We start from the raw sequence: 11995 nt of genomic DNA, 5'->3' as shown, positions 1-11995 counted from the left end.
GCTGCGCCGTGCGGCGTGACACTGGTGACGCCCTGAAATCCGTCCGCCGGCGCAAATTCCACGCGGACCGCGGCGGCAGGGTGTGGGGCAGGGCGGGTCGTCATCATGGGTCGTCTGCCCCGTACAGGGGGTTGTAGGACAGAAAAATCGAACAAAGCGGGCGCTTTGCCGGCGCGGCGAAAGTCGCTAGCACTCCAGCGATGGCTTCCCCCCCTCCCGCGATCTCGCGTTCGTTGTTCGCCTTCTCGATCTTCTACGGCGGCATGGTCTGCATTGCGGGCGTGCTGGGCAACAAGCAGGTGGCGCTTGGCCCCTTGTCGGCGCTTGGGCCGGTGCTGGGCCTGCCCCCGCTTGCGATCGAGGCGGGGATCAGCGCGTTCCTGCTGCTGGTGGTGACGTCCAGCGCGATTGCGGAGCTTCATGGGGGAGAGGTCGCGACCCGGCTGGTCCGGCTCGGCTTCATACCGCTCATCGTATCGATCCTGCTGTCCGCGCTGGTCTGGGTCCTGCCGCCGTCGCCGGACATGCAGCCCGCGAACCGCGATGCCATCCAGCTCGTGCTGTTCGCGACGTGGCGCATCTGGCTTGGCGGCATTATCGCCTATGGCGTGTCCCAATCACTGAACGTCACCATCTTCGCCGCGCTCAAGGGGCGCGAGGGCAGCCGGTTGCTCTGGCTCCGCGCCGCGGTAGCGGGGATGCTCAGCCAGATCGTCGACACGCTGCTGTTCGTGACCATCGCCTTTTACGGCGAATTCCCGATCACCTCCCTGCTGGTCGGACAGATGCTGGTGAAGGTGGTTTTGTCCGCCGTGCTGGTGCCGCCGCTGATCTATGTCTTTGTCGCGCTGGGACGGCGGCTGGACGGGACCGCCACGCCCGCGTAACGCGCGCGCCCATGACCGACTACGCTCCCAGTGCCCAACTGCTTGCCAAGGCGGAAACGCTGACGGAAGCGCTGCCCTATCTCCAGCGCTATGCCGGGCAGACGTTCGTGGTGAAATATGGCGGCCACGCGATGGGCGCGCCCGAGTTGCAGCGCGACTTCGCCGAGGACGTGGTGTTGTTGCAGCAGGTCGGGATCAATCCGGTCGTGGTGCACGGCGGCGGCCCGCAGATCGGCGCCATGCTGAAGCGGCTGGGGGTCGACAGCACCTTTGTCGGCGGGCTCCGCGTTACCGACAAGCAGACCGCTGATATCGCCGAAATGGTCCTGGCGGGATCGATCAACAAGGAAATCGTCGGCTGGATCGGCCAGGCCGGCGGTCGCGCGGTGGGCGTGTCGGGCAAGGACGCGGGCCTGGTCCGCGCCGAGAAGATCGCACACCGCGCCGCCGACCCGCTTCAGGGGATCGAGCGGCACGTCGATCTGGGCTTTGTCGGCGAACCCGTGGCGGTCGACCGGCGGCTGATCGACAGCCTCTCGCGCGAGGGCATCATCCCCGTGATCGCGCCGGTCGCGGCCGGCAATGACGGCCACACCTATAACATCAACGCCGATACCATGGCGGGCGCGGTCGCGGCGGCGCTGGGCGCGGCGCGGTTCTTCCTGCTCACCGACGTGCCGGGCGTCCTGGCCAAGGACGGCACGCTGATGACCGACCTACACCCCGGCGACATCGCCGCGCTGAAGGCCGATGGCACGATCACCGGCGGCATGATCCCCAAGCTCGACACCTGCGTAGCGGCGGTCGAGTCGGGCGTCGACGCAGCGGTCATCCTCGACGGCCGTGTACCCCATGCGCTGCTGCTGGAGATCTTCACCCGGACCGGCGTCGGCACGCTGGTGCGGGCGTAAGAGCGGCCGGTCGTAACGCAGGTGTGGCGATAGCGCGGGCGCATCCCTATACACTTCCCAACAACCCGGGGAGCCGCGCTTGATCACCATTCTCCAGATCTGCCAAATGCTGCTGAACGTCATCTGGTGGGTGATCGTCATTCAGGCAGTGCTGTCCTGGCTGATCGCGTTCAACGTCATCAACACGGGCAACGATATCGTCCGGCAGATCTGGTACGCCCTGGGGCGTATCACCGATCCGCTGTACCGGCCGATCCGCCGGGTTCTGCCCGACTTTGGCGCGCTGGACCTGTCGCCGATCGTGGTGCTGCTCGCGATCGCGATCCTGAACCGCATCATCGACAACGCGATCCTGTCTCAGATGAGCGCCGGCGCAACCTTCTGAACTGATCCAACGGGGGCGGCATGAGCGCGACCATTATCAACGGCAAGGCGATTGCGGCGGAGCTGCGCGCCCGCGTCGCGGCACAGGTGCCCGCCTTTCGCGACGCCACCGGACGGGCGCCGGGGCTGGCCGTGGTGCTGGTGGGCGAGGATGCGGCGTCGGCCGTGTACGTCCGCAACAAGGGCCGCGCGACCCGAGAGGCGGGGATGGAGAGCATCGAGCATCGCCTGCCCGACACGACCACCACGGCGGAACTGCTCGACCTTGTCGGGCGGTTGAACGCAGATCCTGCGGTGGACGGCATCCTGGTCCAGCTGCCGCTACCCGCTGCCGTCGATACGCAGGCGGTGATCGAGGCGATCGACCCGGACAAGGACGTCGATGGCTTCCACCCGGTCAATGCCGGGCGGCTGGCGACGGGGCTGGACGGGCTGGTGCCCTGCACGCCGCTGGGGTGCATCCTGCTGCTCCGGACCATTCACCCGCATCTTGCCGGACTGGAAGCGGTGGTGGTGGGGCGCTCCAACATCGTTGGCAAGCCGATGGCGCAATTACTGCTGCGTGAAAGCTGCACGGTGACGGTGGTGCACAGCCGAACCCGCGACGCGTTTGCGCATATCCGCCAGGCGGACATCGTCGTGGCGGCGGTCGGCATCCCCGGCTTCGTTCCCGCCGCGGCGATCAAGCCGGGTGCAACGGTGATCGACGTCGGCATCAACCGGACCGACACGGGGCTGGTCGGCGACGTCGACTTCGCGGCCGCGAGCGAGGTTGCGGGCGCGATCACGCCGGTGCCGGGCGGGGTCGGGCCGATGACCATCGCTTGCCTGTTGCGCAACACGCTGGTCGCCGCTGCCCGTCGTGAAGGCGTGTCGCTGGACCTGGCGACGATCGACGGCGCTGCTGCATGAGCGGGCAGGCCCGCTGATGCTCGAGCTGTTCGTTTCCTCGCTCGTCACGTTCTTCCTGGTCATCGATCCGCCGGGCTGCGCGCCGATCTTTGCCGGGCTGACCGCGGGCGCCACCGCGACGCATCGGCGTGCAATGGCCGTCCGGGCGGTGCTGGTGTCGGCGGCGATCCTGCTAGTGTTCGCGCTGGTCGGCGAGGACCTGCTGAAGGGGCTGGGGATCAGCCTGGCGAGCTTCCGCATCGCGGGCGGCATCATGCTGTTCCTGATCGCGCTCGAAATGGTGTTTGAAAAGCGCACGCAGCGGCGTGAGGACCGCGCCGCCAAGGTGGCCGAGACGCCGGAGATCGAGGACGTGTCCATCTTTCCCATGGCCATGCCGATGATCGCGGGGCCGGGATCGATTGCGACCACCATGCTGCTGATGGCGCGCAATGACGGGCTGGAGCGCACCTTTGTGGTGCTGGCCGCGATGGCGACGATCCTGTTGCTGACCTTGTTGTCGTTGTTGGCGGCAGGCCCGCTGATGCGGATGTTGGGCGCCCGGATCGAAGCGGTGATCACGCGGCTGCTGGGCGTGCTGCTGGCGGCACTGGCGGTGCAGTTCGTGATCGACGGACTACAGGTACAGCTGCGCTAACCTCGCCAAAACGCCTGCCGGACCGACCCTTAGTCGATCCGGAACAGGCGTAGCGGCGACCCGGCGGGCAGGGGAAGCGGCGTCAGCCAACTGAACTTCTTTCCGTGCGCCAACTGATCGTAGAAGCCGCCGGGGTTGCGCGCCCGATAAATGGTCGATTCCGCCATGTCCGGACACACCATCAGCATGGTCGCGCCGTGGCGGCGCATGATCGCGTGGGCGTTCTCCGACGATCGGCTGAAGGCGTGCTGGACGTCCAGGATCGCATCGCCGTTGCGGTGATACGGGCCGGCGATGGCGCTGTGGTGGGTCAGCACGATCAACCGCGGGCCAAGATCGGTGAAGGTGAAGACAGTCTGCGCCGGATAATGGTTCAGCGGCCGCAGCGCCGGCTGCGTCATGCAGCGCCCAGTCGCGCGATTGACGCGCCGGGTATAGGCGCTGGGCCGATCCGGCGGCAGGTAGTTCACCAGCTGGTGCCCGAACAGATTGATGCTCAGCGGCTTCATGACCAGGCCCACGAAGCTGCCGGTCGCAATCAGCACCGCGCCCACCGTGCCGAACACCCGCACGAACACCGAATGGTGCCCCAGAGTGAACGCCACCAGGACCCAGGTGAGCGCCACCGCACCCGGCACTGCCAGCAACTGCGCCGCCGGCCCGGCGCGCACCTGCCACAACAACATGGCGCAGGCGAAGGCGGTGAACAACGCCACCGCCGCCCAGCCCACCAGCGCGGGCGTCCGCCGGGCCCGCCACGTCGCCAGAATGGCGCCGAGCAGGCCGATCGCGGGTAGCACCGCGATCGGGAAGCCGACCCGGAACGGGTGCTTGTAGATCGGCTTGGCTTCCTTGACGTTGTCCAGCCAGGTGCGGGCAAGCTCCGGCGACACCTGTTCGGGCCGGCCGAGGCATTGCGGGAAAAACAGCGCGAAACCGGCCGCGACGATCGCGCCTGCCGCAACGGCCAGGCCCAGGCGCGCCGCGCGCGACTGGGGGTTGGCCCGCGCCGCGGCAAACAACAGCGCACCCGCGACCACCACGACGCTAAGCCACACCGGCGTCAACGCATCGCAGCGGGGCAGCTGATTGGCGTTGGATGCGAAGGCAGCGAAGCCTGCGGCGTTCGCGCCCGCCAGCATCAGGCCATAAACCTGAAGCCGCGCCGCCTCCGCCCTATCCCACACCCAGCGCAGCGCGATGATCGCCCCCGCCATCAGGCAATAAGGCAGCATCTCCAGCCCGATGCCGAGGCTGATCGCGCTCGCGATTCCGACCAGCGCGCCGCCGCGCGGGCCCCGCGTGTCGCACAGCCCGGCCACCGTAAGGCTCAGCATCGCGAGCTGCCATCCGTGATGGTCGATGCGCTCTGGCATGAACATCAGCATTGTGGTCGGCGCGATAAGGATGAACGCGAGCGCGACCGGCCAGGCCAAGGCCGCGATCAGCCGCCGCGCGGTGGCGGCAATGCCCAGCATCGCAACGGCGAGTGGCAGCAACGGGGCGATGCCGCAGGCCAGCCGCTCTGCCCAGGCGTTTGACGTGAACAGGCGAAAGAACAGGATCAGGCCGGCGATCGGCAGGTCGACGATGCGGCTCCAGTGGATGTCGAAGCCCTGCGGCGGATTGAGCCGATACTGGCGCAGGTCATACCAGCCCTGGCCATTCAGCCAGGCGCGCACCTGCATCAAGCGCATATTGTCGTCAGTGTCGCCCAGTGCCAGCCAACGGATCGCGCCCCAGCGCTGCCACACATACCAGGCGGCCACCGCCGCCCAGGCGACCAGCACGAACCGGATCCATTGCCGATCGAGCTCGATCTGAAGCCGGCCCGGTTCGCCAGCAGCGCGACCGCCGTCCGGGGCCTTGTTGCCCTGGCCGTCGCCGCCCACCATCTCGTTGTCGACCGAAGAAGCTTCCCTCACGCGTCCACCCGCATTACACGCCCGGGCTTTCGCGCCCCCGCCGCTCTATCGCGGGCGGCTGAAAGGGCAAGGCGGCGGTGTCGGCACTCGCAAGACGGTTGGACGATCTGAAGGCGAGCGGGCTGCTGGGCCAATTGATCCGGTTTGGGATCGCGGGCGGGCTTTCGACCGTGATCTATTCGGCCGTGTACCTGCCGCTGACCGCGCTGGTGTTCGACCGGCACCATGCGGTGTATGCCGTTCCCTTCGCCTTTGCGGTGGCGGTAACGGCGGGATTCTTCATGCACAGCCGCTGGAGCTTCAAGGGGCATGGCACGCGCGATCCCGGTGCTGGGCAGCAGGTGAAGTTCGTGGCGGTGCAGGCGTCGGGCATGGCGCTGAACGCGGTGGTCACCTGGATCGGCACCGCCGTGTTCGGCTATCCCGCCTGGGTGCCGCTGCTGCCGGCGGTAGCGCTGGCGACCATTTTCACCTTTATTCTCAATCGCTGGCTGGTGTTCGCGTAATGGATCGTATCGTCTATGACCGGATGGCGGCGCACGACTCCACCCATTGGTGGTACCGTGCGCGACGCGAGATCCTGGCCGATTACCTGACTCGCTATGGTCGCCTGCCTGAAAAGGCACGCATCCTGGAGATCGGCTGCGGCACCGGCCACAACCTACCGATGCTGGCCCGCTTCGGCGATGTCGAGGCGATCGAGATCGATCCCGCCGCGCGCGAGATCGCGTCCGAACGGCTGGGCCGCCCCGTGGGTGCCGCGCCGCTGCCCGCGCTGCCCGACGTGCCGCGCGGCGCATTCGACCTGGTCGCGGTGCTGGACGTTGTGGAGCATATCGAGGACGATGTGGCCGCCCTTCAGGCGATGAAAACGCTGCTCCGGCCCGGCGGCAAGGTGTTGATCGCGGTGCCCGCACACCAATGGATGTGGTCGGCGCATGACGAGGTGAACCATCACCACCGCCGTTATTCCAAGAAGACGCTGGCGGCGGCGATCGGCAAGGCGGGGCTGCGGCCGACCAGGCTCACCTATTTCAACTCGCTGTTGTTCCCGCTGGCCGCGGCGGCGCGGGTCGCGGGGCGGCTTACGGGGCGTGACGACAGCGACGATTCGCCCCCGCCGCCCGCGGTCAACAAGCTGTTCGAGACGATCTTTCGCTGGGAACGGCACATGGTCGGCCGCGTGCCGATGTCCCCGGGCGTGTCGATCGTGACACTGGCGGAGCCGGCCTAGACTTCGCCGCGCGAGGTCGCGTCAGACGCCTGGCGTCGCCTCGACAGGATCGGCCCGCACGGCGCCGGGCAGCGGCGGTGTTGCGCGGGGCGTAGCAGGCGGCTCGGCCCGAAAGCCAAGCGTCGCGCGGCCCTTCACTGGCCCCGCCACGTCGGCGACGAGGTAAAGCGGGCGGCGTTTCACCTCCACATACATGCGGCCGAGATATTCGCCGATCATGCCCAGCACGAACATCTGCACCGCGCCCAGGAACACGGTGACGGCCATGGTCGATGTCCAGCCCTGCACCGCGCTGCCCGACAGCCAGCCGATCGCGATGTAGACGAACAACAGCATCGACACGCCGGTCAGGATCAGCCCGGCATGGCTGGCGAACCGTAACGGCGCGGTGGAAAAGCCCGTCACCGCGTCAAAGGCAAGACGAAGCATCTTGCCGAACGGGTAGTTGGTTTCGCCCGCGGCCCGCTCGGCACGGTCGTAGGGGAAGGGAACCTGGCGGAAGCCGATCCAGGCGACCATGCCGCGAATGAAGCGGGCCTGTTCGGGGAGCGACAGGAAAGCGTCGAGCGCACGACGGCTCATCAGGCGGAAGTCGCCGGTGTCGAGCGGGATTTCCGTGTCGGTCAGGCGATCGAGCAGGCGATAGAAGATCGCGGCCGTCGCCTTCTTGAACAGGGTTTCGCCCGCGCGCTTGCGGCGAACCGCGTAAACGACGTCCGCGTCCTGCTCGGCCATGACCCGGCGCATGTCGCCCAGCAGTTCGGGCGGATCCTGCAGGTCGGCATCAATGATCAGGATCTGCGCGCCCGCGGACAAGTCGAGCCCGGCGGTGAGCGCCAATTGGTGGCCGTGGTTGCGCGACAGGTTGATCGCGACCAGCCGCGGATCACCCGCCGCCAGCCGCTGCATCACCGCCCAGCTGTCGTCGCGGCTGCCATCGTTGATCAGGATGATTTCGTGATCGTCACCCACGGCGGCGCGTGCCGCCGCCGACACGCGCGCGTGGAGCGCTGGCAGGCACGCGGCCTCGTTGTAGCAGGGGATGACGACGGAAAGGGCGGGACGGTCCATGGCCAGCGATCGATTGGGAGCGAAACGCCCCCGCTACACCCGCTCCACCGCGTTGACTACGTCTGCCGCGCGCAAGGCCGCGATCAGTCGCATCAGTTGCTGAACGTCATGCACCTCGACGTCGATGGTGTTGGTGTGAAAACCACTGTCCCGGTTGTCTAGCCGCAGGTTGATGATGTTGGCCTTGTGCGCGCCGGTGATGGTGGCGAGCACGCCCAGCGCGCCCGGCTCGTTCTTCACCTCGACGCTGATGCGGGCGACGGCGCCTTCGGTCGCTTCGCCCCAGGAAACGTCAACCCAATCGGTCTCGCCCTCCGCTCGCTCGGCCAGTTCGGCGAGCACGACGCAATCGATCGCATGAATCTCGATGCCGGCGTCAGGGCGGCGTAGCCCAGCGATTCGGTCGCCCGGCACCGGGTGGCAACAGGTGGCAAGGTTGTAGGCGACGCCGGCGGTCAGCCCCTTGATCGAGATCGCGCTCGACTGCGGTGCCTGGGCGACGTCGGCGCCGGCGGAGCCCGGCATCAGCGCCTCCATCACCGCCGCATCCGACAGGGTACGGCGCGCGATCGCGATCATCAGCGTCGCCTCGTCGGCAAGCTTCAGGCGCTTCAGCGCATGGGTCAACGCGTCCGTGCCGATCTGCGCCGGCAAGCGGGTCACGATGTCGTCGTAGAGCTTGCGGCCCAGGCGGATGCTTTCGTCACGCTCCTTGTGGCGGAGGTGGCGGCGAATCGCGGCGAGGGCCTTGCCCGTGATCGCGAAGCTCAGCCAGCCGCGCTGCGGTTCCTGCGCCTTGGATCGCAGTATCTGGACCTGGTCGCCATTCTCGATAGCGGTTTTCAGCGGCACGACACGGCCGTTGATCTTGGCCCCGACAGCCTGGTCGCCCAGATCGGTGTGAACGGCATAGGCGAAGTCGATCGGGGTCGCTCCCTTGGGCAGCTGGATCAGCTCACCCTTGGGCGTGAAGGCAAAGATCCGGTCCTGGTACATCGCCATGCGCGTGTGTTCGAGCAGCTCTTCCGGGCTGCCGGCGGTGTCCAGGATCTCGACGAGGTCGGCGATCCAGCCGACGCGCGGGCCAGGCTCCGCCGCGGTTTTCTGCTTGTACGCCCAGTGCGCGGCGAAGCCCATTTCGGCCTGCGCGTGCATGTCGGGCGTCCTGATCTGGATCTCTACCCGGCTGTTGTCGGCGTGGATCACCGTGGTGTGCAGCGATCGGTAGCCGTTGCGCTTTGGATTGGAGATGTAATCCTTGAACCGGCCAGGCACCGCGTGCCAGCGGCGGTGGATGTGGCCCAGCGCCTGGTAGCAATCCTCGATAGTCGGCACGATGACGCGGAACGCCATGATGTCGCTCAGCTGTTCAAAGCTGATGTGGCGCTCCGACATCTTGCGCCAGATGGAATATGGATGCTTTTCGCGGCCCGAAACCTCCGCTTCCAGCCCCGCACGGCCGAGCAGCAGCTTCAGCCCCGACGCGATCCGCGCGATCCGGTCCCCGCCACCTTCCTTCAACTGCGCTAGGCGGCGGCTGATCGACTCGCTCGCCTCTGGCTCGAGCTGTTCGAAGGCGAGCGTCTGCATCTCCTTCATGAACTCGTACATGCCGATCCGCTCGGCGAGCGGGGCATAGATGTCCATGGTTTCGCGCGCGATGCGGCGGCGCTTTTCCGGATTCTGGATGAAGTGCAGCGTGCGCATGTTGTGCAGCCGGTCGGCGAGCTTCACCAGCAGCACGCGGATGTCGTCCGACATGGCGAGCAGGAATTTGCGCAGATTCTCCGCGGCGCGCTCGCTTTCGGTCTGCGCCTCGATCTTGGACAGCTTGGTGACGCCATCGACCAGCCGCGCGACGCTGGGGCCAAAGATGCGCTCCACCTCTTCGGCAGTCGCGACGGTATCCTCGATCGTGTCGTGAAGGATCGCGGTGGCGATCGTCTCGTCATCGAGGTGCAGGTCGGTCAGGATGCCCGCCACCTCGATCGGGTGGCTGAAATATGGGTCGCCATTGGCGCGCTTCTGCGAGCCATGGGCGTGCATGGAAAACACATAGGCGCGGTTCAGCAGCGCCTCGTCGGCTTGCGGGTCATAGTCGAGGACCCGGTCGACCAGTTCATATTGCCTGAGCACGTTTACCTAGATGGCGCGTGTGAGTGTTGCATTGCAACCGGCTAAATGGCGGACACGCAAAGAAGTGGAACGGGAAACGGCGTGGCTTGCTTTCGCCCGCGGCGGGGCCGACATTCAAGCGCATGAACGATGTGTTCGAGTTGCCGGCCGAATGCAGCCTGCCTGCCGCGCTGGAAGCGATGGGAGAGCGCTGGTCCTTTCTGATCCTGCGCGCCGCGTTCAATCGGTTGCAGCATTTCGAGGAATTCCAGGCGACTCTGGGGATCGCGCGCAACATCCTGGCCAATCGCCTGACCCGGCTTGTGGACCACGGCATCCTGCGGCGTGAGCCGGTGGCGACCGACAAGCGCAAGATCAAATATGTGCTGACCGACAAGGGCTATGCGCTGGTGCCGACGCTGGTCGCCCTGCGGCAATGGGGTGAGCGCTGGGAAACGGGTGCCCCGGCCTATCCCATGCTGGTCGACGCGCGCGACCGGAAACCCATTCGCCAGGTGGCGGTGCTGAGCCATGATGGGCGGGAGCTGGGAAAGCGGGACCTGGTCTGGGCGGCTCCGGAGGAGATAGTCGGCGAGGCCGGCCCGGCGGCCGACGAGGTCAAGGCCGCCGAGTAACACGGCCGCGCCGCTCGTCGGCCGTCACCGGAGAGGGTGTCAGCCCGCCTTCTGGTGCGGCACGTTGACCCCCATGGATTGCAGATAGCGCCTCACGTTGCGCGCGGCCTGGCGCAAGCGCTGCTCATTCTCGACCATCGCGATGCGGACGAAGCCCTCGCCATTCTCACCATAGCCGACGCCGGGCGCGACCGCGACCTTCGCATGGGCGAGGAGCTGCTTGGAGAATTCCAGGCTGCCCAGGTGCTTGAGCGCGGGCGGAAGCGGTGCCCAGGCGAACATGGAGGCGGGCGGGCTGGGGATGTCCCAGCCAGCGCGAGCGAAGCTTTCAACCAGAACGTCGCGGCGCTTGTGGTAGAGCTGCCGGTTCTGCTCCACGATCTCCTGCGGTCCGTTCAGCGCCGCGCAGGCGGCAGCCTGGATCGGCGTGAACGCGCCGTAATCCAGGTACGACTTCACCCGCGACATCGCGGCGATCAGCTTCTTGTTGCCAACCGCAAAGCCGATGCGCCAGCCCGCCATGGAATAGGTCTTGGACAGGCTGGTGAACTCGACCGCGACATCGGTCGCGCCCTTCACCTGCAGGATCGAGGCTGTGGGCCGGCCGTCGAAATACAATTCCGAATAGGCAAGGTCCGACAGGATCCAGACCCCGTTTTCCCGTGCCCAGGCGACCAGGCGTTCGTAGAAGGTGATGTCCACCGTCTCCGCGGTCGGGTTGGATGGGTAGTTCACCACCAGGATGCTGGGCCGGGGCACCGTGAACGCCATCGCCCGGTCCAGGCTTTCCCAATAGTGCTCGTCGGGCGTGGTCGGCACCGCGCGGATGGTCGCGCCGGCGATGATGAAGCCAAAGGTGTGAATGGGGTAAGACGGGTTGGGCGCCAGCACCACGTCGCCCGGCGCGGTGATCGCCGTGGCAAGGCTGGCGAGCCCTTCCTTGGACCCCATGGTCACGACGACCTGGGTTTCGGGATCGATTTCCACCCCAAAGCGGCGGGCGTAGTAGTTGGCCTGGGCGCGGCGCAGGCCGGGAATGCCCTTTGACTGGGAATAGCCATGCGCGTCGGGCTTGCGCGCCACCTCGCACAGCTTGTCGATGACGTGCGGGGGCGGGGGCAGGTCGGGATTGCCCATGCCAAGGTCGATAATGTCCTCGCCACCCGCGCGGGCCGCGGCGCGCATCGCGTTCACCTCCGCGATGACATAGGGCGGCAGCCGCTTGATGCGATAGAACTCGTCGTCGGCCATGAGCGTTCACCTTTCGCCGGGCACTCTACCGCC

Annotated in this window: 12 protein-coding genes; 8 read left to right on the top strand and 4 right to left on the bottom strand. The window is 66.9% G+C overall.

Features of this window, described 5'->3' with window-relative positions:
* The first annotated feature begins 200 nt into the window (after positions 1-200).
* From FHS94_RS09670 to FHS94_RS09650, 5 genes are all read left to right on the top strand, one after another.
* Positions 201-887, top strand: coding sequence for a queuosine precursor transporter (locus FHS94_RS09670; RefSeq protein ID WP_184057181.1), 687 nt, complete (start codon positions 201-203; stop codon positions 885-887).
* Positions 888-898: 11 nt separating this feature from the next.
* Complete coding sequence (gene argB / locus FHS94_RS09665) at positions 899-1798, top strand: acetylglutamate kinase (protein ID WP_184057179.1); 900 nt, start codon at positions 899-901, stop codon at positions 1796-1798.
* A 79-nt stretch (positions 1799-1877) separates the two neighbouring features.
* Positions 1878-2183, top strand: a complete 306-nt coding sequence (locus FHS94_RS09660) for a YggT family protein (RefSeq protein WP_246348485.1) — start codon at positions 1878-1880, stop codon at positions 2181-2183.
* A 20-nt stretch (positions 2184-2203) separates the two neighbouring features.
* The gene (gene folD / locus FHS94_RS09655) at positions 2204-3094 is read left to right on the top strand and encodes a bifunctional methylenetetrahydrofolate dehydrogenase/methenyltetrahydrofolate cyclohydrolase FolD (protein WP_184057177.1); all 891 of its coding nucleotides are present in this window, start codon (positions 2204-2206) and stop codon (positions 3092-3094) included.
* 16 nt (positions 3095-3110) lie between these two features.
* Complete coding sequence (locus tag FHS94_RS09650; RefSeq protein WP_184057175.1) at positions 3111-3731, top strand: MarC family protein; 621 nt, start codon at positions 3111-3113, stop codon at positions 3729-3731.
* 29 nt (positions 3732-3760) lie between these two features.
* On the opposite strand, the gene FHS94_RS09645 is transcribed toward FHS94_RS09650, so the two are convergent.
* A complete protein-coding gene (locus FHS94_RS09645; RefSeq protein WP_425506175.1) occupies positions 3761-5656 on the bottom strand; it encodes an AcrB/AcrD/AcrF family protein in 1896 nt (631 codons plus the stop codon).
* Positions 5657-5754: 98 nt separating this feature from the next.
* On the opposite strand from FHS94_RS09645, the gene FHS94_RS09640 reads away from it, so the two are divergent.
* Both FHS94_RS09640 and FHS94_RS09635 read left to right on the top strand, forming a co-directional pair.
* Entirely contained in the window at positions 5755-6162 is a 408-nt protein-coding gene (locus FHS94_RS09640) for a GtrA family protein (protein WP_246348484.1), read from the top strand.
* Entirely contained in the window at positions 6162-6890 is a 729-nt protein-coding gene (locus FHS94_RS09635) for a class I SAM-dependent methyltransferase (RefSeq protein WP_184057172.1), read from the top strand. The genes FHS94_RS09640 and FHS94_RS09635 overlap by 1 nt, the downstream gene beginning before the upstream one ends.
* Positions 6891-6911: 21 nt before the next feature.
* On the opposite strand, the gene FHS94_RS09630 is transcribed toward FHS94_RS09635, so the two are convergent.
* Together FHS94_RS09630 and FHS94_RS09625 are read right to left on the bottom strand one after the other, a co-directional pair.
* Complete coding sequence (locus tag FHS94_RS09630; protein WP_184057170.1) at positions 6912-7961, bottom strand: glycosyltransferase family 2 protein; 1050 nt, start codon at positions 7959-7961, stop codon at positions 6912-6914.
* Positions 7962-7994: 33 nt separating this feature from the next.
* On the bottom strand, positions 7995-10097 hold the full coding sequence (locus FHS94_RS09625; RefSeq protein ID WP_184057168.1) for a RelA/SpoT family protein: 2103 nt from the start codon (positions 10095-10097) through the stop codon (positions 7995-7997).
* 122 nt (positions 10098-10219) lie between these two features.
* On the opposite strand from FHS94_RS09625, the gene FHS94_RS09620 reads away from it, so the two are divergent.
* The gene (locus FHS94_RS09620) at positions 10220-10711 is read left to right on the top strand and encodes a winged helix-turn-helix transcriptional regulator (protein ID WP_184057166.1); all 492 of its coding nucleotides are present in this window, start codon (positions 10220-10222) and stop codon (positions 10709-10711) included.
* 39 nt (positions 10712-10750) lie between these two features.
* Here FHS94_RS09620 and FHS94_RS09615 read toward each other — a convergent pair whose 3' ends face one another.
* The gene (locus tag FHS94_RS09615; protein WP_184057164.1) at positions 10751-11962 is read right to left on the bottom strand and encodes an LL-diaminopimelate aminotransferase; all 1212 of its coding nucleotides are present in this window, start codon (positions 11960-11962) and stop codon (positions 10751-10753) included.
* Between the last annotated feature and the right edge of the window lie 33 nt (positions 11963-11995).

Source organism: Sphingomonas aerophila (genome assembly GCF_014199305.1).
Lineage (GTDB): Bacteria > Pseudomonadota > Alphaproteobacteria > Sphingomonadales > Sphingomonadaceae > Sphingomonas > Sphingomonas aerophila.
Note: the sequence above shows the minus strand (reverse complement) of the source record. Positions and strands in the feature narration are given on the sequence as shown.